Source organism: Streptomyces sp. NPDC026394, assembly GCF_055567735.1.
Genome location: NZ_JBVHPX010000006.1, coordinates 361367 through 386248 on the forward strand (window position 1 = coordinate 361367; position 24882 = coordinate 386248).

The following is a 24882-nucleotide window of genomic DNA, read 5'->3' on the forward strand; positions in this document are numbered from 1 at the left end:
CGGCCGCCCCCGCCCACCCGGCCGTCGGCACCTCACCGCACGCGGCCCCGGATCACCCGGCCACCGCCCCCTCCCCCGCCCCGCCCTCCAGAACGCGCGAGCCGCCCACCGCCAGGTCCCACAGGTCCGCGCGCGGGCGCCCGGCGGCCTCCCAGGCGGCGCGTACACGGTGCAGCGGCTCCAGGGGCGCCTCGGCGGACAGCAGGAACGTCGACCAGTGCATCGGGGCCATCGCCCGGGCGCCCACGTCCTGGCAGGCGCGGACCGCCTCCTCGGGGTCGGTGTGCACCGGACGCAGCATCCAGCGCGGGTCGTACGCGCCGATCGGCAGCAGCGCCAGGTCGATGCCCCGGTACCGGCCGCCGATCTCCTCGAACCAGTGGCCGTACCCGGTGTCACCGGCGAAGTACACCCGCCGCCCGTCCGGCGCCGTCATGACCCAGCCGCCCCACAGCGAGCGGCAGGTGTCGGTCAGGGTGCGCTTGCTCCAGTGGTGGGCCGGGACGAAGTCGAAGCGGACCGGCCCGGCGGGGCCCGGCAGTTCGACCGCCTCCCACCAGTCCAGGTCGGTGACGTGGGTGAAGCGGCGCCGGCGGGCCCAGCGGGCGAGTCCGGCGGGCACCAGGAGCGGGGTGTCGGGCGGAAGCCGTTTGAGGGTGGGGGCGTCGAGGTGGTCGTAGTGGTTGTGGCTGATCACGACGGCGTCGACGGGCGGCAGGTCCTGCCAGCGGACGCCGACCGGGGTGACGCGGGGCGGGGTGCCCAGGATCTTGCGGGACCACACGGGGTCGGTCAGCACCGTCAGGCCGCCGATGCGCAGCACCCAGCTTGCGTGGCCCGCCCAGGTGACGGCGATGTCCCGGGGGCCGGGCTCCGGCAGCGGACCGGGCTCGAAGGGCAGGTCGGGGATGTCCAGGAGGGCCTGGGCGGACGGCCGCAGCTTGCCCTCGCGGGCGATGCGGGCCAGGGCGCGTACGCCGGGCAGCGGCGCGGTGAGCCGGTCGGTGAAGTCACGGGGCCAGGTGCGGACCTCGCCCGGCGGGCGGACCGGCGCGGGCGCGGCGCCGGCCGGGTGCGGGCCGGCGGGCGGCGGGAGAGGCTCGGTGAGGGAACGTTCGGTCTGTTCGGTCATCGAGGGGCTCCATTCGGTGGGGCATGACCGGCCGTGCTGCCGGTCGGGACGGCCACCGGGGTACGGGCGGAGGCCGGGGACGAAGGCCGGAGGGGAGGAGTACCGGAGGGGACGAAGGCCGGAGGGGCGAGAACCGGAGGGAAGGAGGGGCGGGGGGGACGAGGGCCGGAAGGGCGCGCGGCGGCGGCACGACCGGCGGGCTACGAGGAGCCGGTGTCCACGAGCGCGGCAAGAGTGGCGGACAGAGCGCTCAGCGCCTCGGCTACATGGGGAAGACTCAAGGGGTCGGGGGCTTCGAGGACCCGGCGCCGGTGGTCGGCGTCGGGCCCGAGCAGCACTTCGGTGCTCAGCCGTACACGCAGCGCGCGCGGATCGTCGCCGAAGCGGTGCCCGCCGCGCGCCGCCCAGGGCGCGAGAGCGCCTTCCAGAGGGGCCGGACCGGTGATGCCCCGGGCGGCGAGGGCCGGGCGCAACGGGTCGAAGTCGGCGTACAGGTGACTGCCCGCGTGCGGCGGGCGGCAGACGGCGCCCGCCTCCGTGAGGATGCGGTGCAGCGTTCCGGCGAGCGTGCCGTGCACCCGGGCAGCGGCGGCGGTGCGGACCCGTACGGGCTCCGGTTCGGTGAGTGCGTGGGTGACGGCGGCGGCGACCGGCCCGGCCGTCGGGGTACGCAGCGCTTCCAGCCGTTCCAGGGTCGCGGCGCGCAGTGCGGCGCCGCGACCGGTGTCCGGGAAGCGGGCCAGTGCGGCGGGCCAGGAGGCCGGTACCAGGGTGGCCCGCAGGTCGGCCAGGACGACGACGTCGTCCGGCAGCATCTCGGCCGGGCTCAGCACCACCGTGTCGTGGGGATCGTGCAGCAGGTCGCGGCCGGTCTCGTCGCTGACGACCCACAGTCCGTCCGCCGCTGCCGCCTCGCACACCTCGTGCACCAGCTCGGGCGGTGGGCAGGTGCCGCTGGGGTCGTCGGCCACGGAGACGAGCAGGACCCGTGGCCCCGCTCCGGTCAGCCGGGCCCGGCGTACGGCTTCCAGCAGGGCGAACGCGTCCGGTACGCCACCGGATTCGGCCGGTACGGGGACGCGGTGCACCGTCCGGCCGAGCAGTCCGGCGGCCGGCGCGTACCACTGGGCGCAGGGCCGTGGCAGCAGCACGTCGCCGCCCGCGGCCGCGAGCAGCGCGAGGAGCAGGGCGGGCGCGCCCGGCGCGGCGAGCACCCGTTCCGTCGCGGTCTCCAGGCCGCGGCGCGCCCAGTAGTCACAGGCGGCGGCGCGCAGGGGCCGGGAGCCGCCGGGCGGCTCGGGTTCCGTGCGGTCCGCGGCGGCGGCGAGGTGTGCGGCGAGTTCCGGGAGGACCGGCAGCCCCGCCGGCGGATCCGGCTCCGGGGCCGGATCCGGATCCAGGGCCGTCCGCTGCATCCGTACCTCCACACTCCACGGCAGGTCGATCGTGGGCCCATCACATGAGTGCGGGCCCCGACCACCTTTGCAGATCGCGGGGGCAGGGAGGCGGGGCGACACGTCACCGGTCGGCCGAGTGCCGGTGTCCGGGCGCGGCGGGAGGCGGGCACGCGTGGCAGCGGTTCCGTCCGAGGTGGCCGGGCGCGGGGCCTTCGGAGACAGCGGTTCCGGCCGCCGCTACGGTGTGGGGCCGTCGTCCGGCGCTTCGGTGTCGGCGGAGTCCGCGCGCTTGCCCCGGGCGGCCGCGCGGTGGAGGTGCCGGCCCTTCTCGCCGAGGCACCGCAGCTCGGCCTCCAGCCCGTGTCCTCGGGTACGGACCAGGGCGCCGGCGAGGTCGGACAGCTTGCGGTTGGTCCGCTGGGACAGTCGGCGCAGCGTGTCGAAGGCCGTGTCCACGTCGCACCCCAGCACGTACATGAGGATGCCGCATGCCTGGTCGACCACCGGCCGGGTGCGCAGGGCGGTGTCGAGCTGGTCCACCTCGACGAGCGCCTCACGGTAGCGGCGTTCCCGCGCCAGTCCGGTCGCGGCCAGCTCACCCAGCACGTCCGTCGCCGTACAGCCCTTCTCGACCTTCAGGCCCGGCCGGAAGCCGTAGACGGTGAGGGTGAGGGTGATGCCGTCCCGGCGGTACGGGAGGGTGGCGCTGGAGCGTACTCCGGCCTCCAGTGCCTTGGTGCGGTACTCGGGCCAGCGGCTCTCGTGCAGCAGGTCGTCGGTGCCGGTGGCCCGGCCGGTGTCCAGCGCCGCGGGGATGGGCCCCTCACCGGACTCCCACTGCACACTGACCAGGGCGGACAGGTCGGGGTGGGTCACCGCGGTCGGCCCTTCGGCGGTGCCGTCGGCGGAACTCACCGTCGCGGCGGCGCCGCAGCTGTCCGGGGTGCACAGGGCGGCCTGCTCGGCGAGGTGGGCGAGACTGCGGGCGGAGGGCCCCTCGGCGAGGTCCGGCGTCCCGGTCTCGAAGCGGGTACGGGTCGGCGTTGTCGCGTCCACTGTGTGGTCAGTCCTTTCGGGTCCGTAGACGGGAAGTCATGGACCCCGCACTGGATCGGCTGCCCGGTGCGGGCGGACAAAAACACCTGTTTCCCGTCGAGTTCGGGTATCCGGGCCCGGTCCCCGGTCGGCTTGGCGCCGGCGGGGTACGGTCCGGTGGCGCACCGGTTAGGTTGAGGGCATGGCCGAGGTCGAGCGCGTCGCTGCGGAACTCGCGGACTTCCGCAGACGGGTCGAAGAGCTGCGCGCCGCACGCGCCTTGCCTTCCACCGAGCGGCTGTCCGTCCTGGACGCCGCTCTCTTCGAACTCCAGCACGTCGTCGACGTGATGCTGCCCCGCCTCGAACGGAGCCTGCCGGCGGACCGGGACAACGGCGCCCGGCGGGCCGCCGAGGAACAGCAGTTGCTGCGCGCGCTGTTCCAGCGGATGCCGTTCGCGGTGGTGCTGCTGGACCCGGACGCGGTGATACGGCGGCTGAACTTCGCCGGCACCCGGCTGTTCGGCATGCGCGCCGGCTATGCCGCGGGCCGCCCGCTGACCGCCTCGCTCGTCCCCGAGGAACGGGCCGCCTTCCGCTCCCAGGTGGCTGCGGTCGCCCGCAACGAGGGCGACCGCAGCCTGGTCGTACGGCTGCTGCCGCCGCCGGACGGTGTCCGGCGCGCGGACGAGTCGTTGCGGGCCACCATGACGGCGCTGCGGCCCCAGGGCGAGCCGGGCACGTCCGTCCTCACCGTCTTCCTCACCGGCCCGGAGCCGGTGGCGGCGGAGCGGCCCGGAACCGCGGAGCGTACGGAGGCCCCGGACCGCGCGGCGGAGGCGGAGCGTACGGGGGACCCGGACCGCACGGCGGAAACGGGACGTACCGGGGACCCGGACCACGCGACGGAAGAGGACCGCACGGGGAACCCGGACCACGCGACGGAAGCAGGCCGTACGGGGGAAGCAGGCCGCACGGGAACGTCGCGGCCCGGCCTGTCCGAGGTGACCCGCAACACCGAACTGATGGACCTCCTCGACGACATGACCACGGCCCTCCTGGATGCGCCGCGGGAGCCCACCGCCGTGCTCGACCGGGCCTGCCGGGTGCTGCGCGGGCGCTTCGCCGACTGGGTGACGGCCGATCTGGTGACCCGCGGCGGGGGGCCGTTGGTGCGGGTGGCGGCGCACGGGCCGGAGAGACCCGGGCCGTACGCCGGGGACGAGGCGTACGGCCCGGCGGCGGACGGCGCGACGGGCCCGCGCGGCACCGGCGGTCCGCATTCCCCGGACGACCTCGCGGCCGTCCTGGCCGCGCAGCTCCCCGGGGACTGCCCGGTCGTGGTCGAGGCGGCCCGCGCGGGCAACGCCACCCTCCAGGTGCGTCCGGAGGATCTCGGGGCGTTCGGTCACGACCCCGCGGGGGCGCCGATCCTGGCCCGCGCCGAGGTGACCTCGCTGCTGTGCGTGCCGCTGCGGGCGAGGACGGGGCCGGTGCGCGGTGTCCTGACCCTGTTGCGCACGGGCGGACGGCGGGCGTTCAGCCTGGCGGAGGCGGGCGCCGTCGACCGGCTGGCCCGCCACCTGGGGCGCGCGCTGCACCCCTGAACCCTGGGCTGTCGATGAGCCCCGGGCCCTGGCCTCAGGCCGCTTCCCGTTCGCCCACCTGGTCGCACAGCCGGGTGCAGGTGCGGTTGATGAGGCGGGAGACGTGCATCTGCGAGATGCCGAGTCGGTCGGCGATCCGGCTCTGCGTCATGTCGCAGAAGAAGCGCAGGTAGAGGATCTGCCGCTCGCGCTCGGGGAGCATCTGCAGCTTGGGCCTGACCGCCTCGCGGTCCACGACGAGGTCGAAGCCGGGCTCCGGGCCGCCGAGGGTGTCCACGATGGCGTACCCGTCGTCCGCGCCGGGCAGTTCGGCGTCCAGCGAGAGCGTCGAGTAGCTCTCCAGCGCCTCCATGCCGAGCAGTACCTCCTCCAGCGTCATACCGGTGTGACGGGCGATGTCCCCGGCGGCGGGGCGGTGGTCGTCGGGCGCGTGGGTGAGCTCCAGCGTGGCCGTACGGACGCGGTTGCGCAGTTCCTGGACACGCCGGGGCACGTGCAGGCCCCACATGTGGTCGCGGAAGTGCCGCTTGACCTCGCCGACGATGGTCGGCACGGCGAAGCTCTCGAACGCGCAGCCGCGGTCCGGGTCGTACCGGTCCACGGCCTTGACCAGGCCGAGCGAGGCGACCTGGGTCAGGTCCTCGGTGGTCTCGCCGCGGTTGCGGAACTGCCGCGCGAGACGTTCGGCCATCGGCAGCCAGGCACAGACGATGCTCTGGCGCAGCGCGTCCCGCTCCGGCCCGTCGGGCAGCGCCGTCAGCTTGCGGAAGTCGGCGCCGGTGTCCGGCGCGTCGTCGTGCGGGTGCTTCTTCTGGGTGCGGCGCGGGCCCGGCGGGCGGTCGGTGGGCCGGCCGCGCTGGGTACTCGCGAGATGATGTGTGCGTACAGAGGGCATGGTCCCGGCTCCCTGATCGGTGGACTGGGGTCCTCCGCGGGAGCGCAGCCGGAGTGCACGCTCGGAGAGCAGGTTCGCTCCCACGGGCGTGCCTCCGGTCCGAAGCACACGGATCGCGTGCCCGGAGCCGGTGCCGGTAAACGCCTCGCGGGCCGAATCGGCCGCGGCACACACCGGCACGGGAGGTTTCCGGCCCGCGGGTCAGGTAACCCGTGCGGGACGGCCTGCTGCCCCCGGTCACCGGCCGGGCGGCCGGGCCGGCCGACGGTGTACGCGTACCGGCGGAACCCCCTGCGAGCGGCCGGAGCGGCAGGAACGAGGGCCGGTCCCGGGCCCGCACCGAGACCGAAGAGGAGCCCTCCGTCAATGAAAGTCGAGCGGCTGGACGTCACCGCCTACACCGTCCCCACCGACGCGCCGGAAGCCGACGGCACCCTCGCCTGGGACACCACCACCGTCATCGTCGTCGAGGCCCGCTCCGGGACGACCACCGGGCTGGGCTGGACCTACGCCGCCGCCGACACCGGCTCGGTCGTCCGCGACCTGCTCACCCGTCCGGTCCTCGGCCGCTGCGTGCTGGACGTCCAGGGCACCTACGAGGCCATGAGCCGGACGGTGCGCAACGCCGGCCGGCCCGGGCTGGTCGCCTGCGCGCTGTCCGCGGTGGACATCGCCCTGTGGGACCTCAAGGCGCGGCTGCTGGAACTGCCGCTGCTGCATCTGATCGGCGCCGTACGCAGTGCGGTGCCGGTCTACGGGTCGGGCGGGTTCACCACGTACCACGACACCCACCTGGCGACGCAGTTGAACGGATGGGTGCACGGGCAGGGCATCGAACGGGTCAAAATCAAGATCGGTGAGGAGTGGGGCCGCGCCGTCGAGCGCGATCTGTCCCGCGTACGCAACGCCCGTACGGCCATCGGACCGCGCGCCGAGCTGTACGTGGACGCCAACGGCGCGTACACCCGCAAGCAGGCCGTACGGGTCGGCCGGGCACTCGCCGACCAGGGCGTCGGCTGGTTCGAGGAACCGGTCTCCTCCGACGACCTGGAGGGCCTGCGGGTCGTCCGTGACCTGGTCGTGTGCGACGTGACAGCCGGCGAGTACGGCTACGACCTGCCGTACTTCGCGCGCCTGGCCCCGGTCGTGGACTGCCTCCAGATCGACGCAACCCGGTGCGGCGGCCTGACGGTCTGGCTGCGCGCCGCGGCCCTCGCCGAGGCCCACGGCCTGGAGGTCTCCGCCCACTGCGCACCACACGTCCACGCCCACCCGGCCGCCTGCGTACCCAACCTGCGGCACATCGAGTGGTTCCACGACCACGTACGCATCGAGTCGATGTTCTTCGACGGCGTCCTCGACCCGTCCGGCGGCACAGTCCGCCCCGGCACGAAACAACTGCCGGGCCACGGCCTCCAGTTCCGCCACGAGGAAGCTACGCCGTACCGGGTGCTGTGAGGGGCGGGCGGGTGCCCGGGCGGACGCGCCGATGTCCGTCCGTCAACTCCCGTCGGCGGGCCCGCTGGTGGCCTCCGGAGGCGCGAAGACGCAGAACTCGTTGCCCTCCGGGTCGGCGAGGATGTCCCAGGCGATGTCCTCGTCACGTTTGCGTACCAGGGTCGCGCCCAGCCGCAGCAGGCGGTCGGTGTCGCCCCAGACGTCCAGGTGCATCCGGTTCTTGACGGACTTGGGCTCGGTGACCGGGTTGATCCAGATCAGCGGGCCGGTGCCGGCGGGATCGACGATCGGGACCGGCCAGGCGCGCGGCTGCTCCTCGTCCGTCGCGGGCGGGCGGCGGACGTAGCCCATGGCCGCGCACCACCAGTCGGCGAGAGCGTGGTGGTCGCGGGCGTCCAGAGCCAGGTCCTTGAACCGTGCGGGCGCGCCCGGTTCCTGTGGCGTGGCGCCTGCCGTGGTGTGCCAGATGTCCGCCATGTGTCCCTCCCTGACAGCCGCCGGCCGGCGGCCGGTCACCGCATTGGACCACGGCATGGCGGCGAACCGGCCGGACGGGGTGGGGTCCGGTGCACGGAGCACGAAAGAGGCCCGGGCACGGAACCCCACATTCCGCACCCGGGCGCTCTTTCCCACTGCCCCGTCGCCCTGGCTCCCGGGGCCTTCTCCGTGGCCGCTCGGCCGGTGACCGGGTACCTGCCCGGTGCCCCGGTCAAACGTCCCGATGTCACCGGACGGGGCCGAGGGGCGGTGTCACGGGGTGGTCAGCCGGTACGGGCACGGGCACCGGAACGGGTGCGGCCGGAGGCGACCCAGCGGCGCGGATGGCGGCGCAGGTACTCGCCCTCCAGCTCCGCCATGCGCGCGTTGTGGGTGGTCAGGGCGTCGGTGGAACCGTGCAGGAGAGTGTCGTGGCGGGTGCGGTGGATGGTCTCCAGCTCGCGCAGCAGCTGCTGTTCGTCGAGCCGGGCGGGCGGGACTCCCAGGGTCGCGGTGCCCGGTGCGGCAGCCTTCGTCTCCGCGGGCCGCGGGGGGTCCGTGGGCATGTCGTGGGACGGCATCGGGGTTTCTCCCTCCGTGTCGGGTGCGTCCCTTCGGGTACCCGCTCGCACAACCACCCGGACACGTCCGGCGGCAGGCTCGGAGCGAGCCCCGGAGGCAGGCATGGAACTCGGATTCCTCACCCCACTCACTACCAGGCCGGGCCCCGGCCCCGCGGGCCGTTCCGGTACCTCGGACCATCCGGTCCGTCCGGTCGCCTCCTTCGATCGTACGAGGACCGCTCCGGCCCGGCGCGGCGACCGGCGCCGCCACGGCGGGTACGGCGCCGTCTGCGTGCTCCCGCACGACGCCCCGGGGTGACGGTTCCCGGGGCGCTCCCGTACCCCGGGCCCGCCCCGGCCGCCGCGGCCCCTCCTGCCGCCCGCCGGCCCGACCGAGAGAAGGCGAACAGCCATGGCACAGTTCGTAAGGGACGTCATGACCCCGGACGTCGCGGCGGTCCTGCCGGACGCCTCGCTCGTCGAGGCGGCGCAGCTGATGCGCGCCCAGGACATCGGGGACGTCCTGGTGACGCAGGACGGCGTGCTGCTGGGGGTGGTGACCGACCGGGACATCACGCTGCGCGCGGTGGCCGACGGGGTCGACCCGCTCGCCGTGTCCTGCCGCTCGGTGTGCACCCCCGAGCCGGTCTGCGTCGGCCCCGACGACCGGATCAGCGAGGCGGTCACGCTGATGCGCACCAACGCGGTGCGGCGGCTGCCGGTGGTCGAGAACGGGACGCCGGTGGGGGTGGTCAGCATCGGCGACCTGGCCCGTGCCCAGGACCCGGACTCGGCGCTAGCGGACATCAGCAGGGCCGCCCCGGACAGTTGGCCGGACACCGGGAACGGAGGGCCGGGGCTCGCCTGAGACCGGGCGGCGAGCCGGGCCGGGCCGGGCGGGTCGGGCGGGCTGGGCCGGGCCTGGCTGGGTGGGCTGAGCCGGCCGAGCCGTAGCCGGGCCGCGCGGTCACGGCCCCGCCGTCCGGGGCCGCCGGGCCCGTCACGGCCACCGGGCTCACAGTCCACCGCGGCCACCGGGCCCACCCAGGCCACCCAGGCCACCGGGCCCACCGGAGCCGACCAGGGCCCACCGGAGCTGACCGGGCCCGACCACAGCGCACCGGAACCGACCAGGGCCCACGGGGGCCCACCCGAGTACCACCGATCCGACCGACGGGAGCGGCTGCCGATGAAACGGACGACGCGGGGAACGGTGGGGCTGCTGTATGTGCCCCCTTCTTCGGGGTACAGGTGGCCCATGCGAAAGCTGCTGAGTACCTGGGACCGCGAGATCTTCGACAGTGTCGCGTCACGGCACTGGCCGGGCGCGCAGCGCGTGCTGCCACGGCTGACGCGCACCGCCGACCACGGGCTGCTGTGGATGGGGATCGCGGCGGGCGCGGCCGCCCTGGGCGGCCGGCCGATGCGCAGGGCCGCGCTGCGCGGGGTGGCCTCGCTGGCCGCGGCGTCGGCGACGGTCAACACCCTGGGCAAGCGCTCGGTGCGGCGCCACCGGCCGCTGCTGGACGCGGTACCCGTCATACGGCAGCTGAACCGGCAGCCCTTCACCACCTCCTTCCCCTCCGGCCACGCGGCGTCCGCCGCCGCCTTCGCCACGGGCGTCGCGTTCGAGAACAAGTGGTGGGGCCTGGCGCTGGCGCCGGTCGCCGCCTCCGTCGCGTTCTCCCGCGTCTACACGGGCGTCCACTATCCCGGTGACGTCCTGGCGGGAACCGCGCTCGGTGTGGGTGCCGCCCTCGCGGTGCGCGGGCTCGCGCCGACCCGGGCGCAGCTGGCGCCCCCGGCGCGCCCGGCGGCCGACGCGCCCTCGCTGCCGGGCGGCCGCGGGCTGTTCGTGGTGGCCAACCACGCGTCCGGGCAGCGCACCGGGCAGCGGCCCGACCGGGTGCAGGAGGTGCGGGGCGTACTGCCGGAGGCCGAGGTGGTGCTGTGCGGCGACCCGGAGTCCCCGCCGATGGACAAGGCGCTGGAGGAGGCCGCCGAACAGGCCGCGCGGGCCGGCGGCGCGCTGGGCGTGCTGGGCGGGGACGGCACCGTCTGCGCCGCGGCGGCGGTCGCCGTGCGGCACGGCCTGCCGCTGGCGGTGCTGCCCGGCGGCACCCGCAACCACTTCGCGTACGACCTGGGCATCGAGACGCTGACGGATGCCGCCCGGGCGGTGGAGAGCGGTGAGGCGGTCGCGGTGGACCTGGCCGGGTTCCGCACCGCGCCGGGCGAGGACCCCACCTATTTCCTCAACACCTTCTCCGTCGGCGCGTACCCGGAGCTGGTGCGTGTACGGGAGGAGTGGGCGAGCCGGATCGGCGCCTGGCCGGCCGGGGTGCTGGCCGCCTGGAAGGTGCTGCGGACGGCCGACCCGGTGACGGTGGAGGTGAACGGGAAACGGCGGGAGCTGTGGCTGCTGTTCGCGGGCAACTGCGCGTACCGCGGGCTGGGGCTGGCGCCGGTGCGCCGGCACGACCTGGCGGACGGCGTGCTGGACGTACGGGTGGTGCACGGCGGGCGGCTGGCCCGTACGCGGCTGCTGACCGCGGCCCTGACGGGTGCGCTGCGCCACTCCCCCGTGCTCAGCGAGTCCCGGATGCGGTCGGTCCGCCTGGGCGGCCTGACGGAGGGCAGCGTGCTGGCGTACGACGGTGAAGTGGCGCCCGCCCCCCGTGAGTTGACGATCTGCAAGGAGAACGAGGCGCTGACCGTCTACCGCCTGCTGCCCGAATGACGAGACGGTGTTCTCATCATGCGGTTGCCCGGCGTACGGTGCTCACACCTGCAGACCGGGAGCGCGAAGGAGCCGTCCGCCATGCCGCACGAGTCCGCCGTCCACACCCAGGAGCCCCGCGGGTCCGCCGCTCGTCCCCCGGGCCACCGCGAGACCGCCGTGTACACCCACGGGCACCACGAATCCGTCCTGCGCTCGCACACCTGGCGCACCGCCGCCAACTCGGCGGCGTACCTGCTGGACGCGATCGAGCCGCACATGGAGATCCTGGACATCGGCTGCGGCCCCGGCACCATCACGGCCGACCTGGCCGCGCTGGTGCCGGACGGCCGGGTCACCGGGCTGGAGCACGCACCGGACGTACTGGAGCAGGCGCGGGCCACCGCCGAGGGACGCGGCCTGGACAACGTCCGCTTCGTGACCGGCGACGTCCACGCCCTGGACTTCCCGGACGGTTCCTTCTGCGTCACCCACGCCCACCAGGTCCTCCAGCACGTGGGCGACCCGGTCCAGGCGCTGCGCGAGATGCGGCGCGTCACCAGGCCGGGCGGCGTGGTCGCCGTACGGGACGCCGACTACGCGGCCATGACCTGGTATCCGGCGACCGAGGGCATGGACGACTGGCTGGACCTGTACCGCAGGGTCGCCCGCGCCAACGGCGGCGAGCCGGACGCGGGGCGGCGCCTGCGCGCCTGGGCCCGGGAGGCCGGCTTCGCCGACGCCGCGATCACCTCGACGGCGAGCGCGTGGTGCTATGCGACAGCGGAGGAACGCTCCTGGTGGAGCGGCCTGTGGGCGGACCGGACCGTGGCCTCCGCGTACGCCCGGCGCGCAGTGGAGGGCGGCCACGCCACGGAGGCCGCGCTGGACCGGATCTCCGGCGCGTGGCGGGAGTGGGGCGCGCGGGAGGACGCCTGGTTCAGCGTACTGAACGGCGAGATCCTCTGCCGGGTGTGAGGCGCCCGCCGGGCATGCCTCCGTACGGGGCGTGACCCGACCGCCACAACCAGCGCGAACTCCCCGGTTCCCCCCGGTATGAAGAATCCGTGACAAGAACGCACGGACCGGCCGCCCTGGCCGTACTGGCACTCCTGGCGGCGGGCTGCGGTCCCCAGCAGCCCGCCGCGGGACGCCACGGCGCGACCTCCGGGCAGCCCGCGCGGGCCGCGGCGTCCGGCGGTTTCACCCTCCTGGCCACCGGCGACGTGCTCCCGCACACCGAGATCATCGAGCAGGCCCGCAAGGACGCACACGGCCGCGGCCACGACTTCGGCCCGATGCTCGCCGGTGTCCGGCCCCTGGTCTCCGGTGCCGACCTCGCGATCTGCCACATGGAGACGGTGTACGGCGAGGACGGCGGCCCGTTCACCGGCTACCCCGCGTTCAAGTCGCCGCCCCAGGTCGCCGCCGCGCTCAAGGCCACCGGTTACGACTCCTGCTCCACCGCCTCCAACCACACCCTGGACGACGGCCCCGCCGGAATCCGCCGCACCCTCGACGCCCTGGACGCGGCGGGGGTACGGCACGCCGGCTCGGCCCGTACCGCCGACGAGGCCGGCCGGCCCACTCTCCTCGAGGCCGGGCGGGCGAAGGTCGCCCAGCTCGCGTACACGTACGGCACCAACGGCATCGCCGTCCCCGAAGGACAGCCCTGGTCGGTCAACCTCATCGACCGGGACCGGATGCTCGCCGACGCGCGGGCCGCCCGGCGCGCGGGCGCCGACGTGGTCGTGGTCAGCCTCCACTGGGGCACCGAGTGGCAGCAGGAACCCGACGAGCAGCAGCAGACGCTCGCCCACGCCCTCACCGCCGCCCGCACCGGCGGCCGCCCCGACATCGATCTCCTCCTCGGCACCCACGCCCACGTCCCGCAGGCGTACGAGAAGGTCAACGGCACCTGGGTCGTGTACGGCATGGGCGACCAGCTCGCCGGCTACATGTACAACCCGCAGGGCGCGGTCGACCCCCGCGGCAACCAGAGCTCGATGGCCCGCTTCACCTTCGCGCCGCCGGACGCGGCGGGCCGGCGCTGGACGGTGACCAAGGCGGAGTTCACCCCGCAACTCACCGATGTGGAACAGGCGTTCCGCGTCGTCCCGCTGACCGGCGGCGCGCCCGGCGGACCGGCGCACGCGCGGGCCCGGGACGCCGTACGCGAGGTGGTCCTCTCCCGCGGCGGCGCCGACGACGGCCTGTCGATGACCGGTTGACCGTCCGGCGGGCCGACAGGACCGGCAGAATCGACGGGACCGACCAGACTGGCCGGACCGACCGGACCGACAGGGCCGCACCCCGATTCCCCACGGAATCACCCAACTGATCGCGTACGGCGGGGCACCCCAACTACGCTCGTTCCATGGACATTCTGGGGACCTCTTTGCGGGTGTGCGTGGCCGACCTCGACGCGGCGATCGGTGTCTACGAACGGCTGACCGGCGCCGAGGCGATGCGCTTCGAGCACGGCGGCGTCTCGGTCGCCGCCGTCGGCTGCTTCTTCCTGATGAGCGGCCCGGAGGCGCAGCTGTCGGTGCTCAGCAAGATCACCGCGACGCTCGCGGTCCAGGACGTGGACGACGCGGTGGCCGACCTGACGGCGGTCGGCGCACAGATCATCGCGGGCCCGCTGCCGACGCCGATCGGCCGCAACCTCGTCGCCCGCCACCCGGACGGGTCGGTCTTCGAATACGTCGACCGGAGAGCGGCCTGATGTCCGGCGCCCCGGCACCGGCGGCCGACTTACGCCCCCTGCACCGCGCCGTGCTGGACACCGCCACCGAACTGGTGTGGCGGGTACGTCCCGAGCACTTCGGGCTGCCCACGCCGTGCGCCGCCTGGGACCTCGGCCGGCTGGTCGCCCACATGACGGGTCAGAACCTCGGTTTCGCCGCCGCCGCACGCGGACAGGTCACCTCGGCCGCCGACTTCGCGCCCCGTCCGGCGGGCGACGCGCCCGGGGCCGCGTTCGCGGCCTCGGCACGCGAGGTGGTCGCCGCGTTCGCCGAACCCGGCGTGCCGCAGCGCCGGTTCGCGCTGCCCGAGCTGGGGCCGGGCGTCACGGTCCGGGCGCATCGGGGCATCGGCTTCCACTTCGTGGACACCGTCGTGCACGCCTGGGACGTGGCCAGGTCCCTCGGGACGACGGTCACCTTCCCCGCGGAGGTCCTGACGCCCGCCCTGGAGATCGCCCGCGCCGTGCCCGGCGGCGCGGCGCGGGAGGAGCCGGGCGCCGCCTTCGGGCCCGTACGGGAGGCTCCCGCCGCCGGCGCCGGCCCGGTGCCCGTCCTGGACCGGGTCCTGGCCCTCCTCGGCCGCTCCCCCGCCTGGCCGGGCGGAGCCTGACCAGCCGTCACGCTCCGGGCTTCGCCCGCCGTCCGCCCGTCAGGAGACCTCCAGCACGATCTTGCCGCGCGTGCGGCCCTCCTGGCTGCGGCGGAACGCCTCGGCCGCCTGCGACAGCGGCAGCACCGTGTCGACGTGCACGGTGAGCTTCCCGGCGTCGGCGAGGTCGCCCAGCGCGGCCAGGCCCGCGCCGTCCGGACGCACCCACACCATGTGCCCGCCCTTCTCCAGCACGTCGTTGTCGGCGACGGAGGCGACCCGCGAGGTGTCGCGCAGCAGTTCCTGCGAGACGTCGATGACGCCGTTGCCGACGAAGTCCACGGCCGCGTCCACCCCGTCGGGCGCCAGCGCACGCACCCGGCCGGCCAGGCCGTCGCCGTACGTCACCGGCTCGGCGCCCAGGGAGCGCAGGAAGTCGTGGTTGCGCTCGCTGGCCGTACCGATGACGCGGGCGCCGCGGGCCGCCGCGATCTGCACCCCGAGCGACCCGACGCCGCCCGACGCGGCGTGCACCAGGACCGTCTCGCCCTTGGTCACGCCGACCCGGTCCAGCACCTGGAGGGCGGTGAGACCGGCGAGCGGCAGCCCGGCGGCCTGTTGCCAGCTCAGGGCGGCGGGCTTGCGCGCCAGGGTCCGCACCGGGGCGGCGACCAGTTCGGCGAAGGTGCCGTGCTGGACCTCGTCCTTGCGCACATAGCCGACGACCTCGTCACCGACGGCGAACTCGGTCGCGTCCAGGCCGGTCCGCTCGACCACCCCGGCCACGTCCCAGCCGGGGATCAGCGGGAAGTGCACGTTCATCAGCGGATCGAGATAGCCGGCCAGGACCTTCCAGTCGACGGGATTGACCCCGACCGCCTTCACCCGCACCAGCACCGAGTCCGGCCCCACCTTGGGGTCCGGCTGGTCGGTCCAGCCGAGCTGGTCGGGGTCGCCGTAGCGGTGGGCGATGACTGCCTTCATGATCGTGTCTCCCGGTGGTCGGCCGACGGGGGTGGCCCGGTCTGCGCGGTGCCTGTCCCCGCGTTTTCCCCCTCGCACACCAGACAAGGGCGCACACACGCACGGATTCGGCCCCGGATCACCCGCTTGGAAGACGTCCGCCGGCGATCCGGGACGCCGTCCCGCCGCTCCTCCCCGTCACCCGACCCGTCACCCGAGCGGCCCGTGCGCGGTCGTCCGGGGGCGCACGGTGTGTTCGCGTAGAGGGTGGGCGACCCGCACGGGGCGGCGGGCCGGTGCAGCGGAGCGGCCGCTGGTCCCTGAGTGCCGTCGACGGGAGTCGTCATGTCTTTGCCACGCTGGTGCCGCCTCGTCGTGCCGGTCGGTGCGGTGGCCGCCGGGGGCTGCGTCCTGTCCTGGGCCGGCGCGGCGGCCGGGGTGACCCCGAGCGTGCTGCCCGCTCCCCAGGTGAAGGTGAGCAAGGCCGAGATGGACCTGTGTCCGGTACCGGCCGTCGCCAAGGCGCTGGCAGACCAGGGGGTGTCGCTGGAGGCGCGGAGCCCGGGGCGGGTGGTCGACGTCGACGGCCGCCGGTGTGTGCGGCTGCCGATGACGCGGGGTGAGTTCGCGCTGGACCTCAGCAAGGGCACCGTTCCGGCCGACGGCGGCCTGACCTTCAGGAAGGCCGGGGGCGGGGCGGTGTCCTTCACGGACATGTCCTTCGACTTCGGCTCCCACAAGGCCGAAGGGACGGCCGCCGCCGAGGGCGCCGAGGCCCGCCGGAGGCGGCAGCCGGCGTCGGTGGACCTGTTCGCCTTCGCCTTCGCGATGGACAAGACCCGGGTCGACGTCACCAAGGGCACCGGGCGGGGTGCCGCGGCCCTGAGCCTGGGCGCCGGCGGGTACGACGCGCTGAAGAACGCTCTCGGCACCAGCCCGCTGCCCGCCCGGGGCACGGTGTTCGACGCCACGGCCTCCGGCAGCGTGGCCGAGGCGGCGCAGGCGCTTTCCCGTGCCCTGCTGCCGTAACGCCGTGGGGGGACACGCCATGAGGGACCTGCCATGAGGGACGGCGTACTGGCTCCGGTGGCCGCCGAGGTGCGTGAGGACACCGCCGCGGCCCCGATCCGCGTCACGATCCCGCCGCGCTACTGCCCCCTGCCCAGTGCGGAGCACCCGGCGGCCGACCGGCTGAACGCGCTCGCGGCGGACTGGATCCAGGGGTACGGGCTGTGCCGGAACGGCCCACAGCGCGTACGGATGGCCGGCAACGACTGCGGAGGCTTCTACGGCCGCATCATGCCCGCCGCGCCGGCCGGCCGGCTCCAGCTCGCGGTGGACTGGTGCGTGCTGATGTTCACCTTCGACGACCTGCACTGCGACGAGGGCCCGGCCAGCCTGCGCGCCGAGGACTTCACCGGCTTCGCCACCCGTCTGCTGCGCGTACTGGAAGCGCCGGGAACCGTACGGGGCGGGGCCGCCGACCCCTTCCTCGCGGCGGCGGACGACCTGGCCGCACGCTGCCGTGCCGCGGGTACGCCGGTGCAGGTCCGGCGCATGGTGGACGGGCACCGGGCCTGGTTCCTGGGGGTCCTGTGGGAGTTCGGCTGTCGGCTGCGCGACTGTACGCCGTCCCTCGACGACTACGCCCACCTGCGCCAGCACACCGCGGCGGGCACGGCCACCATGAGCTGGACGGAGATCATCGACGGTACGGAGGTCCCCGGCGCGGTGATGGACTCACCGGCGGTGCGCGCGCTGAACGAACTGGCCTTCACGACCGCGGCGTTCGACGACGACCTGTTCTCGTACGGCAAGGAACGCTGGCTGGCCGCCCGCAGCCCGCACGCCTCGCGCTGCCGGCTCAACCTCGTCGACATCCTGGCCGCCGAACACGGCCTGGGTCTCGAAGCGGCGCTGGCCGCCGCCGTCGACCTGTGCGACCGGCTGACCCTGCGCTTCGTCCAACTGCGCGACCGTGTGCTGCCCACGGCCTGCGCGCCGCTGCGGCTGCACCTCGACCACCTCTCCCACCTGATCCGGGGGAACATCGAATGGGGGCTGCGCGCCGGCCGGTACACCAACCCCGACGGCCGGCATCCCGGCGCGGTCACCACCACCGGCTCCTTCACCCGGACCGCGCCACGGGCCGACGCACCGCCGCCGCTTCCGTCCATCGCCTGGTGGTGGGACCGGTTCTGAGGACCCGGCGCCGATGGGAGCGGAAGGCGGTCGGAGGCTGGTCCGTGCGCCCGAGGCGCGTCAGCGGCGCGGGGCGAGCACCAGGTCGACACGGCCCCGCGGCCGGAGCGCCACCGCGGCTCTGGGCTCGGCCCGGCCCGGCACCGCGAAGTCGAACCGGCTGATCATCGAGGCCACGACGAGGACCGCCTGCTGGAAGAAGAACGCCTGGCCCACGCACTGGTGCGGCCCGTCGCCGAAGGGCAGGTACGCCAGCGGGTGCCGGCCCCGGACGCGCTCTGCGGCGAAACGGCCGGGGTCGAAGCGCAGCGGCTGTTCCCAGAACTGCGGCAGCCGGTGCGTCAGGTAGGGGGAGAGCACCAGCGTGGCGCCCGCCGGGACGGTCACCCCGTCGATGACGTCCGCGGTGACGGCCGTCCGCGGCACCGCCCACGCCATCGCGTACAGGCGGCACACCTCGGCCAGGAACCGGCGGGTGGACACCAGTCGGCGGGCGTGCTCCGGCCGGGCAGGGCCGCCGCACAGTACGGCGTCGGCCTCGGCGCGTACCTCCGCCGCGAGGTGCGGATGTGCCGCGAGTGCGACCCAGGTCCAGGTCAGCGTCAGGGCGCTGGACTCCGAGCCGGCCACGAACAGGGCCACGACGTCCTGGGCGACATGCTCGTCGCTCAGCGCGCGGCCGTCGGCGTCCGCCCCCGCGAGCAGCACGCTCATCAGGTCGGTGCCGGTGTGCCGCTCGTGCCGCGCCCGCCGGATCAGCGGCAGCAGGATCTCGTTGACCGTACGGGTGGCACGCCCGAAGGCGCGGTCGCCGGGCACCGGTACCGCGAGCGGCACAAACGGCAGCGCCATCCGCCACAGCAGCGAGTCGAACGCGACGGCGACCGCGGCGGCGAGTCGGTCGCACCGGTGCTGCGGGATACGGGAACCGAAGAACGCCGGGTTGACGACCCGGAGCACGACGCGGGTCATCTCCGCCAGCGCGTCCACCGTCGCCCCGCCCGCCACGCGCCGCTCCAGCTCCGCCACCGCGCCCTCGACCGAGACGGCCGTGCCGTCGGCGTGCGCGGGCGCGCCGCCCGACAGGCCCTTGCACCACAGGTCCCGGCTGGCCCGCCATCGAGGCCCCTCGCCCGTGATCCCCTGTCCCGTGAGCCGGCCCATCGCCTGCCACATCGCCGTGCCCCGGCGGTAGTTGCCGCCGTGGTCGCGCAGTACGTGCCGCAGATGGTCGGGGTGGGTGACCAGGAAGGGCCGGAAGGTGCCCAGGTCGAGCCGGGTCAGCGCGCCCTGTGCCTGCCGTCCGGTGCGTTCCATCAGTGCCAGCGGTCCGCCCTCGCGCAGCCCGCCGAGGACGTGCCGCAGAGAGACGGTGTGGAGTCGGCTGTCGGCACGGATCGGCATGGCGGTGCTCTTTCGGGGCGGCGCGGTGGCACTGCGGGGCGGGTGGGGGGTGGGGCCGGGGCCGGGCGGTGTGCGCGAACAGCGCACACCGCACAGCACACCGCTGTCCGCACCCTATGCACCTTCAGCTGGTTTTGTTCGCTTCACACCGTCCGCATCCGGAATTCGTAACGGTCCGGAAGGGGGTGTTCCGCGCGCGCCCGGGCCCGGACGTCGGGGGTGACGGGCCGGGTCCCCGCGATCAGGGCTTCGGCGACGGCGTACCAGGTGTCGCTGAGGGTTTCGTCGCCCTCCCGCAGGTCGGGGACTTCGAAGCCGCGGTCGAAGACGGCGCGGGCCGCGGCAGCGTCCCCCTGCGCCAGGGCCACCTGGGCGGTCAGCAGGGCGAGACGGCCGTCGGTACGGGTGGCCTCGGGCAGGCGGGCGAGGGCGGCCGCGGCTTCGTCGGCGCGGTCGGCGGCGAGCAGTGCGGGGACCGCGGCGCGTACCAGGGCGGGGAGGAGAGGCCCGATGTGTTCCGTGCCGTCCGCCGGTTCGTCTTCGGGTACGCAGTCCAGCGCCTCCGCGTAGCGTTGCGCCGCACGCGCCGTCTCCCCTTCGCTCTCCTCGGCGACAGCGAGGCAGTACAGCGGCCGGCAGTCCGCACCGTGGGCCAGGGCCCGTTCCCAACTGCGGACGGCCTGGGCCCGGTCGCCCGCGTGCCACTGCGCGATGCCGAGGTGGTAGTCGGTGCCGGGTCCGGGCGGGGCGGACTCCAGCAGGTCGCGCCACGGCGCCGCGACCAGGGGCGCCGCGGGCACGCCGCCGCGTGGGAAGTCGCCGGTGTGCAGCAGCGTCAGCCAGGGCTGCTGGTCGGGGCCGACGGTCGACTCGGCGAAGGGGGTGCCGGGCAGGTCGTGGCCGGTGCGGGCCCGTTCCAGGGCTCCCCAGCCGGAGCCGGTGGCCAGCGCCTCCTTGGGTTCGGCGTCGGCGTACGGCCGCCAGGCGGCGAAGGCCGCGTCGACCTGTGCGCGCGGCAGTACCGCTTCGAGCCGGTCACCGGTCGCGCGGCGGGCCGCGGCCCAGTCGGTGCCGTGCACCACGGCCGGATCGGCGGCGAGCGGCCCGTACGCCTCCAGCCAGGCGAACTCCGCGCCGCCTTCGAGGCGTACGTGCTCCAACTGGGTGCGGGCCAGTCCCGCCTGAATCTCCGCGTAGCCGCCGGTGCCGGGCTCGGTGAGCCACCGCTGCCAGCGGCGCCCGGCGCGTCCGGCACCCCACAGGAACAGCTTGCGGCCGCGCAGCGTGTCGGTGGAGGTGTGGACGAGGCCGTGGCCGGTGCCGTCGAGCGAGGCGATCCAGCGGCGGCCGCCGTCCGGGATCTCGTAGAAGTAGTCGGCGGGGTGCTCGCTGCGCAGCGGGTACGTACGGTCGGTGCCGCCGGACTCCGGTACGGGGACGCGGCGCAGCGTGTGCTCGTACCCGAAGTGCCACGCCTCGTCCGCCGGGACGAGGACGCGGGTGCGTTCGTCCTCGGGGACGGCGATGTTGGACCACCAGTAGGCGGGCGCCGCGTTCAGGTGCGGGTTACGGACGCGGACGCCGACGAGGAGGAAGTCGGAGCCTTCCGGAAGCCAGAGGTCCACCTGGAAGGGCAGGTCGCGCAGCCGCTCCCACTCCCACAGGCGCAGCATCTCGCCGCCGTCGGGCGCCGGTACGGTCGCGGCGTGCACCGGGGCGCAGGACAGGGCGGTGTGTCCGGTGGCGCCGGTGTTCCACTCGATGCCGCCGGAGCACCAGGCGCCGTTGAGGGCGAAGTTGGCGGGTTGCAGGACGGGGTTGCGGTAGAGCAGTTCGCGGTCGGTGGGCTTGTGGTAAAGGGAGTGCACGCGGCCGCCCAGGCCCGGCAGGACGGTGGCGCGCAGCCGGTCGTTCTCGATGACGAGGGCGTCGAGGGTGGTTTCGGCGCGCGTGCGGCCGTAATCGTCGTGGATGGCCACGGGAAGCAGCGAGTCCAGTGGAGCGTAGCGGAGCTGACGGGCCATGTCGGGCGGCAGGTCCGGCCCCTCGGGCAGCTCGACGCGGTGCACGTCGCCCGGTGCGCGGACGGCGGGCAGCGGACTGGCCGGGCCCACGGGTGCCGCGGGAAGGGTCAGGGTCGTGCGTCGTACGCCAGTGGCCACGGCTGCCTCGCAGGGTTGTACCGGGCCACCTCGGGAGCGGTGGCCGCCTGTTGACCATGGAACCCTGTCCGCGCGTGCCTGAAAAGGGCCTGTTGAGGCCATGTGTTCCGGCTCTCGCCGTCAGCTACCGGCCGCACATCGATCGGAGACGGCCAGAGGCAGTCGGAGGCAGCCGGAGACACTCGGGGCGGTCAGGACTGCGCGAGGGCGCTTTCCAGAAGACCGGCGAGCAGAGCCGCCCCGGTTCCTTCCGGATCGAGGTCCGGGTCGTAGATGGTGAGGTCGAGCCCCGCACAGCGCGGTGAGGCCGCCAACGGGGCGAGCAGTTCGCGCAGTTCCCCGATGGACAGGCCGCCGGGGTCGGGGCTGTCGACGGCGGGCATCACGGACGGGTCGAGCACGTCCGCGTCCAGATGGATCCAGAAGCCGTCCGGTGCCGTGTCCTGGAGGCCGCGCAGGGCCGCGCGGGCGACGGCCTCCGGGCCCTGCCGCCGGATCTCCCCGGCCGTGCGGTGGGAGATGCCCAGCGAGGTCAGTTCGGCGCGGTCCTCGTCGTCGTCACGGATGCCGAGAACATGCAGGTCACTGTCGCGTACGTACGGCCCCAGGCCGTCGATGCCGGTGAGGTCGGCCTGTCCGCGGCCGGTGATCTGCGCGGCCCCCTCGCCGGCCGCCGCCCCGACGGGGCCGGTGCGGTCGGTGTTGCCGGGGTGCCGGAAGTCGCCGTGCCCGTCGAGGTAGGCGACACCGTACCGGCCGGCGCGGCGCAAGCCCAGGACGGCACCGAGCAGGATGGAGCAGTCACCGCCCAGCAGGACCGGGAACTCGCCCGCGCGCACGTGCGCTTCGACACGGGCGGCGAGTCGGCGGGTGCAGTCCGCGATGGCGGCGGCGTTGAAGTCGCCCTCGCCTTCCCGCCAGCCGCCGAGGTCGTAGCGGGGCGGTGTCACGACGCCGCCCTCCAGGGCGCTCAGCCGCCGCAGCAGCCCCTGTTCGCGCAGGGCGCCCGCCAGCTTGTAGCAGCCGGGCACGGTGCCCGGCGCGGGGGGACGCAGCCCGAGGTTGGAGGGGGCGTCGAGGAGCACGATGCGGCGCATCCGGCCATCCCACCGCACCGGCCCGCGGACTTCAACCGGGTTTCGGTGGTGCGCGACAGGGGCCGGGCGGCTGCCGCGCCGCAGCCCGGCATGCCGTACCGTTGCAACCGCATCGGTACGGCGAGGGCCGCCGTACCGGCGACGGAGACGAGGGAAGGCGATGGCGACGGACCACACCTACCGGGTGATCGTGCGGGGCCGGTGGGACGGGTTGACGGACGAGGCCAGGGCGCGGCTGCTGGCCGAGGCGGACGACCACGGCCTGGCACGGCTGCGTTTCACGCCCGAGGGATCGCTCGCCTACGACACGGCGCTGCGGTCGTTCACGTACCGGTACGTGATCGTCTCGGACGCGGCGGACGGCGAGGAGCTGGCGGCCGCCCTCGCCGAGGAGAAGGCGGAGGCGGCGCTGACGGCGGCCGGGTACGGCTACCGGGACCTGCGCTCGTCCGCCACCGACATGGACACCATGAAGGTCAACCGCAAGGGACGCTGAACCGGGCGCCGGGCGGGCCCGGGCCGGCCGGACGAAGGGCGGGCGGACGCCGGCCGGGCGGCCTTCCGGCGGTCCCTCACTCCGCCGGCGGCTCGTTGAACCGCAGCTGGTTGCCGAACGGGTCGGTGACGGTCAGCGTCAGTCCGATCTCACCGTCCTCCTCCAGGCCGGGCCGCTGGAACGGGTAGTCCTTCGCCGCCAGTTCGGCGTGCAGCGCCCGTACGCCGCTCAGCTCGGCGTACACCACCGATCCCGGTGTCCCGTCCCCGTGGTGCTCGGACAGGTGCAGCACCAGTCCGCCGCGGGACACCTGGGTGTAGAGCGGCAGGTCCGGGGCGAAGCGGTGCTCCCAGTCGACGGCGCAGCCCAGGTAGCCGAGGTAGAACGCGTGCGCCTTGGCCACGTCGAAGACGCGCAGCACCGGAACGGGGTGCCGGAAGGTGATCTCGGACATCAGGTCCTTTCGAACATGTCACTGGTGATGGCCCAGCGTTCGTGGTCCCGCCAGGCGCCGTCGATGAACAGGAAGTCGGGCGAGTAGCCCTCCAGGCGGCAGCCCGCGCGCTTGACCAGGGCGATCGAACGTTCGTTGGCCGGCTGGATGTTGATCTCCAGGCGGTGCAGCCCCAGCTCGCCGAAGGCGTGTCCCATGGCGAGCCGCAGCCCCTCGCTCATCAGCCCCCGCCCGGCGGCGTGCGCGAAGGCGCCGTACCCGACCGCCCCGCAGCGGAACGCGGCGTGCACGATGTTGTTGACGGTCAGGAAGCCGGCGATCCGGCCGCTGTCCAGCTCACAGATCAGGAACCCTTCGCGCGACGGCTCCTGGAGCTTGGCGAAGTACCGGTCGTAGGCCGCGTCGGTGGTCGGCGAGGAGAGCCACGGCCGCTGCAGCCGCACGCTCTCCCGGGCCCGCGCCGTGAACTCCGCCCGGTCCTCCGCCGTGAAGTGCCGGAGCCCGACCCGCGAGCCGGTGGCGAGGTAGTGATCGTCAGCCATCGTCCGATCGTACGAAGCGGCGGGCCGGACCGCCAGGTATATCGATCGTGTGCGCGAGTTGTCACCCCGGCGGCCCGGCGGAAGCCCTGGTTCCGCTGTCCGGGTCCGGGCCGCTCCGGCCGGAACCCGTCAGTGCGGGACTGTCGCCGCGCGGATCGCGCAGGCCGCCGCGTACCCCTCCGGCACCGCCACGTCCGCCATCTCCCACCCCGGTACCGTGACCGGCTCCGGCCCGGCGCCGACCAGCGTCGTGGTCATCAGATCGCCCGCCAGACCGCTGCCCGTGCCCTTCAGGTACGCCTCCTTGCGGGTCCAGCAGCGGGCGAACGCGGCCGGCCGCCCGCCCTCGGGCAGGGCGTCCAGCGTCGCGCGCTCGCGCGGGTGCAGCATGCCCGACACCTCCGCCACGGTCCGTGGCGAGGCGGGCTTCTCGATGTCCACGCCGACGGGCGTACGGGCGAAGCCGATCAGCGCCATGTCACCGGTGTGGGAGAGCGAGAAGTGCAGCGGCGCCCCGGCCCCCGCCAGCGCCGGCCGGCCGTGCGGCTCGTCGCAGCAGGGGCAGGGCTCGCGCACGAACCGTATGCCGGCCGGGTCACGGTCCAGGTACGCACCGAGCAGGCGGCGCAGCGCGCTGTGCGAGGTGGCGTAGGTGTCGCGGTCGCCGGGCCGGACGAACGCGGCGGTCCTCTTGCGCTCGGCCGCGTCCAGCACCGCCGTGTCGTGCAGCCCGGCCTCGGGCACGCTGCGGACCAGCCACAGCGACACCTTCGGGGCGCCGTCCGCCGGCAGCGGGCCCGGCAGCGCGGACGCGTCGTACACCTCGGGGGTCAGGGCGGGCCGCACGGCACCGCTCTCCTCACTCGGGGCCCAGATGTCGCCCGTGGTCATCGGTCGCACTCCCTCGTCGTCGTCCTGCGCGGCCGCCCGGAGTCATCCGG

24 protein-coding genes are annotated in these 24882 nt (G+C 74.7%); 11 read left to right on the forward strand and 13 right to left on the reverse strand.

Going from position 1 to position 24882, the window contains the following annotated elements:
• Nucleotides 1–52: 52 nt before the first annotated feature.
• The 3 genes from ACZ4QV_RS17590 to ACZ4QV_RS17600 form a co-directional block, all read right to left on the reverse strand.
• A complete protein-coding gene (locus tag ACZ4QV_RS17590; RefSeq protein ID WP_361148582.1) occupies nucleotides 53–1132 on the reverse strand; it encodes an MBL fold metallo-hydrolase in 1080 nt (359 codons plus the stop codon).
• A 200-nt stretch (nucleotides 1133–1332) separates the two neighbouring features.
• Entirely contained in the window at nucleotides 1333–2547 is a 1215-nt protein-coding gene (locus ACZ4QV_RS17595) for an aminotransferase class I/II-fold pyridoxal phosphate-dependent enzyme (RefSeq protein ID WP_361581812.1), read from the reverse strand.
• Between the two features lie 219 nt (nucleotides 2548–2766).
• Nucleotides 2767–3585, reverse strand: coding sequence for an ANTAR domain-containing response regulator (locus ACZ4QV_RS17600; RefSeq protein ID WP_361581815.1), 819 nt, complete (start codon nucleotides 3583–3585; stop codon nucleotides 2767–2769).
• 181 nt (nucleotides 3586–3766) lie between these two features.
• Here ACZ4QV_RS17600 and ACZ4QV_RS17605 point away from each other — a divergent pair, with 181 nt between their 5' ends.
• Nucleotides 3767–5170, forward strand: coding sequence for a PAS domain-containing protein (locus ACZ4QV_RS17605; RefSeq protein ID WP_361581818.1), 1404 nt, complete (start codon nucleotides 3767–3769; stop codon nucleotides 5168–5170).
• 34 nt (nucleotides 5171–5204) lie between these two features.
• On the opposite strand, the gene ACZ4QV_RS17610 is transcribed toward ACZ4QV_RS17605, so the two are convergent.
• Entirely contained in the window at nucleotides 5205–6065 is an 861-nt protein-coding gene (locus ACZ4QV_RS17610; protein WP_361581821.1) for a SigB/SigF/SigG family RNA polymerase sigma factor, read from the reverse strand.
• 366 nt (nucleotides 6066–6431) lie between these two features.
• Here ACZ4QV_RS17610 and ACZ4QV_RS17615 point away from each other — a divergent pair, with 366 nt between their 5' ends.
• Nucleotides 6432–7523, forward strand: coding sequence for an enolase C-terminal domain-like protein (locus tag ACZ4QV_RS17615; protein WP_361148592.1), 1092 nt, complete (start codon nucleotides 6432–6434; stop codon nucleotides 7521–7523).
• 42 nt (nucleotides 7524–7565) lie between these two features.
• Here the strand turns inward: ACZ4QV_RS17615 and ACZ4QV_RS17620 are convergent, their stop codons facing one another.
• Nucleotides 7566–8000, reverse strand: coding sequence for a VOC family protein (locus ACZ4QV_RS17620; protein ID WP_361581826.1), 435 nt, complete (start codon nucleotides 7998–8000; stop codon nucleotides 7566–7568).
• 284 nt (nucleotides 8001–8284) lie between these two features.
• The gene (locus ACZ4QV_RS17625) at nucleotides 8285–8566 is read right to left on the reverse strand and encodes a DUF6158 family protein (RefSeq protein ID WP_467763110.1); all 282 of its coding nucleotides are present in this window, start codon (nucleotides 8564–8566) and stop codon (nucleotides 8285–8287) included.
• 409 nt (nucleotides 8567–8975) lie between these two features.
• Between ACZ4QV_RS17625 and ACZ4QV_RS17630 the strand changes: the two genes are divergently transcribed.
• From ACZ4QV_RS17630 to ACZ4QV_RS17655, 6 genes are all read left to right on the forward strand, one after another.
• A complete protein-coding gene (locus ACZ4QV_RS17630) occupies nucleotides 8976–9431 on the forward strand; it encodes a CBS domain-containing protein (RefSeq protein ID WP_361148597.1) in 456 nt (151 codons plus the stop codon).
• Nucleotides 9432–9821: 390 nt separating this feature from the next.
• Nucleotides 9822–11303 carry a bifunctional phosphatase PAP2/diacylglycerol kinase family protein gene (locus tag ACZ4QV_RS17635; protein WP_361581831.1) on the forward strand — a complete coding sequence of 494 codons (1482 nt, stop codon included), beginning with the start codon at nucleotides 9822–9824 and terminating at the stop codon, nucleotides 11301–11303.
• 81 nt (nucleotides 11304–11384) lie between these two features.
• Nucleotides 11385–12260, forward strand: coding sequence for a methyltransferase domain-containing protein (locus tag ACZ4QV_RS17640; protein WP_361148601.1), 876 nt, complete (start codon nucleotides 11385–11387; stop codon nucleotides 12258–12260).
• Between the two features lie 89 nt (nucleotides 12261–12349).
• The gene (locus ACZ4QV_RS17645) at nucleotides 12350–13513 is read left to right on the forward strand and encodes a CapA family protein (protein ID WP_361639085.1); all 1164 of its coding nucleotides are present in this window, start codon (nucleotides 12350–12352) and stop codon (nucleotides 13511–13513) included.
• 146 nt (nucleotides 13514–13659) lie between these two features.
• Nucleotides 13660–14010 carry a VOC family protein gene (locus ACZ4QV_RS17650; protein ID WP_361148605.1) on the forward strand — a complete coding sequence of 117 codons (351 nt, stop codon included), beginning with the start codon at nucleotides 13660–13662 and terminating at the stop codon, nucleotides 14008–14010.
• A complete protein-coding gene (locus tag ACZ4QV_RS17655; protein WP_361148607.1) occupies nucleotides 14010–14642 on the forward strand; it encodes a TIGR03086 family metal-binding protein in 633 nt (210 codons plus the stop codon). Before ACZ4QV_RS17650 ends, ACZ4QV_RS17655 begins: the two co-directional genes overlap by 1 nt.
• Nucleotides 14643–14681: 39 nt before the next feature.
• Here ACZ4QV_RS17655 and ACZ4QV_RS17660 read toward each other — a convergent pair whose 3' ends face one another.
• A complete protein-coding gene (locus ACZ4QV_RS17660) occupies nucleotides 14682–15605 on the reverse strand; it encodes an NADP-dependent oxidoreductase (protein ID WP_361148609.1) in 924 nt (307 codons plus the stop codon).
• A gap of 324 nt (nucleotides 15606–15929) precedes the next feature.
• Here ACZ4QV_RS17660 and ACZ4QV_RS17665 point away from each other — a divergent pair, with 324 nt between their 5' ends.
• Together ACZ4QV_RS17665 and ACZ4QV_RS17670 are read left to right on the forward strand one after the other, a co-directional pair.
• The gene (locus ACZ4QV_RS17665) at nucleotides 15930–16613 is read left to right on the forward strand and encodes a hypothetical protein (protein ID WP_361615486.1); all 684 of its coding nucleotides are present in this window, start codon (nucleotides 15930–15932) and stop codon (nucleotides 16611–16613) included.
• A gap of 33 nt (nucleotides 16614–16646) precedes the next feature.
• Nucleotides 16647–17786 carry a terpene synthase family protein gene (locus ACZ4QV_RS17670; RefSeq protein WP_467763088.1) on the forward strand — a complete coding sequence of 380 codons (1140 nt, stop codon included), beginning with the start codon at nucleotides 16647–16649 and terminating at the stop codon, nucleotides 17784–17786.
• Between the two features lie 60 nt (nucleotides 17787–17846).
• Here ACZ4QV_RS17670 and ACZ4QV_RS17675 read toward each other — a convergent pair whose 3' ends face one another.
• The 3 genes from ACZ4QV_RS17675 to ACZ4QV_RS17685 all read right to left on the reverse strand — a co-directional run bounded on the left by ACZ4QV_RS17675 (nucleotide 17847) and on the right by ACZ4QV_RS17685 (nucleotide 22449).
• Nucleotides 17847–19190 (reverse strand): cytochrome P450, encoded by a 1344-nt coding sequence (locus ACZ4QV_RS17675; protein WP_467763089.1) that lies wholly within the window; start codon nucleotides 19188–19190, stop codon nucleotides 17847–17849.
• A gap of 143 nt (nucleotides 19191–19333) precedes the next feature.
• Complete coding sequence (locus tag ACZ4QV_RS17680) at nucleotides 19334–21352, reverse strand: DUF5107 domain-containing protein (protein WP_467763090.1); 2019 nt, start codon at nucleotides 21350–21352, stop codon at nucleotides 19334–19336.
• Nucleotides 21353–21543: 191 nt separating this feature from the next.
• A complete protein-coding gene (locus ACZ4QV_RS17685) occupies nucleotides 21544–22449 on the reverse strand; it encodes an arginase family protein (RefSeq protein WP_467763091.1) in 906 nt (301 codons plus the stop codon).
• A gap of 160 nt (nucleotides 22450–22609) precedes the next feature.
• On the opposite strand from ACZ4QV_RS17685, the gene ACZ4QV_RS17690 reads away from it, so the two are divergent.
• Nucleotides 22610–22945, forward strand: a complete 336-nt coding sequence (locus ACZ4QV_RS17690; protein ID WP_361148621.1) for a DUF6204 family protein — start codon at nucleotides 22610–22612, stop codon at nucleotides 22943–22945.
• Between the two features lie 76 nt (nucleotides 22946–23021).
• On the opposite strand, the gene ACZ4QV_RS17695 is transcribed toward ACZ4QV_RS17690, so the two are convergent.
• The 3 genes from ACZ4QV_RS17695 to ACZ4QV_RS17705 form a co-directional block, all read right to left on the reverse strand.
• On the reverse strand, nucleotides 23022–23399 hold the full coding sequence (locus ACZ4QV_RS17695) for a glyoxalase superfamily protein (protein WP_361148623.1): 378 nt from the start codon (nucleotides 23397–23399) through the stop codon (nucleotides 23022–23024).
• Nucleotides 23399–23941: a GNAT family N-acetyltransferase gene (locus ACZ4QV_RS17700; protein WP_361148625.1), complete on the reverse strand. Its 543-nt coding sequence runs from the start codon at nucleotides 23939–23941 to the stop codon at nucleotides 23399–23401. Before ACZ4QV_RS17700 ends, ACZ4QV_RS17695 begins: the two co-directional genes overlap by 1 nt.
• A 129-nt stretch (nucleotides 23942–24070) precedes the next feature.
• On the reverse strand, nucleotides 24071–24832 hold the full coding sequence (locus tag ACZ4QV_RS17705; RefSeq protein WP_361148627.1) for a 4'-phosphopantetheinyl transferase family protein: 762 nt from the start codon (nucleotides 24830–24832) through the stop codon (nucleotides 24071–24073).
• Nucleotides 24833–24882: the final 50 nt, after the last annotated feature.

What these genes read in the sequence shown, in the direction of transcription:
- ACZ4QV_RS17590 (WP_361148582.1), bottom strand. Translation starts at nt 1,132, where the DNA reads ATGACCGAACAGACCGAACGTTCCCTCACCGAGCCTCTCCCGCCGCCC.
- ACZ4QV_RS17595 (WP_361581812.1), bottom strand. Translation starts at nt 2,547, where the DNA reads ATGCAGCGGACGGCCCTGGATCCGGATCCGGCCCCGGAGCCGGATCCG.
- ACZ4QV_RS17605 (WP_361581818.1), top strand. Translation starts at nt 3,767, where the DNA reads ATGGCCGAGGTCGAGCGCGTCGCTGCGGAACTCGCGGACTTCCGCAGA.
- ACZ4QV_RS17610 (WP_361581821.1), bottom strand. Translation starts at nt 6,065, where the DNA reads ATGCCCTCTGTACGCACACATCATCTCGCGAGTACCCAGCGCGGCCGG.
- ACZ4QV_RS17615 (WP_361148592.1), top strand. Translation starts at nt 6,432, where the DNA reads ATGAAAGTCGAGCGGCTGGACGTCACCGCCTACACCGTCCCCACCGAC.
- ACZ4QV_RS17620 (WP_361581826.1), bottom strand. Translation starts at nt 8,000, where the DNA reads ATGGCGGACATCTGGCACACCACGGCAGGCGCCACGCCACAGGAACCG.
- ACZ4QV_RS17625 (WP_467763110.1), bottom strand. Translation starts at nt 8,566, where the DNA reads ATGCCCACGGACCCCCCGCGGCCCGCGGAGACGAAGGCTGCCGCACCG.
- ACZ4QV_RS17630 (WP_361148597.1), top strand. Translation starts at nt 8,976, where the DNA reads ATGGCACAGTTCGTAAGGGACGTCATGACCCCGGACGTCGCGGCGGTC.
- ACZ4QV_RS17635 (WP_361581831.1), top strand. Translation starts at nt 9,822, where the DNA reads ATGCGAAAGCTGCTGAGTACCTGGGACCGCGAGATCTTCGACAGTGTC.
- ACZ4QV_RS17640 (WP_361148601.1), top strand. Translation starts at nt 11,385, where the DNA reads ATGCCGCACGAGTCCGCCGTCCACACCCAGGAGCCCCGCGGGTCCGCC.
- ACZ4QV_RS17650 (WP_361148605.1), top strand. Translation starts at nt 13,660, where the DNA reads ATGGACATTCTGGGGACCTCTTTGCGGGTGTGCGTGGCCGACCTCGAC.
- ACZ4QV_RS17655 (WP_361148607.1), top strand. Translation starts at nt 14,010, where the DNA reads ATGTCCGGCGCCCCGGCACCGGCGGCCGACTTACGCCCCCTGCACCGC.
- ACZ4QV_RS17660 (WP_361148609.1), bottom strand. Translation starts at nt 15,605, where the DNA reads ATGAAGGCAGTCATCGCCCACCGCTACGGCGACCCCGACCAGCTCGGC.
- ACZ4QV_RS17665 (WP_361615486.1), top strand. Translation starts at nt 15,930, where the DNA reads ATGTCTTTGCCACGCTGGTGCCGCCTCGTCGTGCCGGTCGGTGCGGTG.
- ACZ4QV_RS17670 (WP_467763088.1), top strand. Translation starts at nt 16,647, where the DNA reads ATGAGGGACGGCGTACTGGCTCCGGTGGCCGCCGAGGTGCGTGAGGAC.
- ACZ4QV_RS17675 (WP_467763089.1), bottom strand. Translation starts at nt 19,190, where the DNA reads ATGCCGATCCGTGCCGACAGCCGACTCCACACCGTCTCTCTGCGGCAC.
- ACZ4QV_RS17685 (WP_467763091.1), bottom strand. Translation starts at nt 22,449, where the DNA reads ATGCGCCGCATCGTGCTCCTCGACGCCCCCTCCAACCTCGGGCTGCGT.
- ACZ4QV_RS17690 (WP_361148621.1), top strand. Translation starts at nt 22,610, where the DNA reads ATGGCGACGGACCACACCTACCGGGTGATCGTGCGGGGCCGGTGGGAC.
- ACZ4QV_RS17695 (WP_361148623.1), bottom strand. Translation starts at nt 23,399, where the DNA reads ATGTCCGAGATCACCTTCCGGCACCCCGTTCCGGTGCTGCGCGTCTTC.
- ACZ4QV_RS17700 (WP_361148625.1), bottom strand. Translation starts at nt 23,941, where the DNA reads ATGGCTGACGATCACTACCTCGCCACCGGCTCGCGGGTCGGGCTCCGG.
- ACZ4QV_RS17705 (WP_361148627.1), bottom strand. Translation starts at nt 24,832, where the DNA reads ATGACCACGGGCGACATCTGGGCCCCGAGTGAGGAGAGCGGTGCCGTG.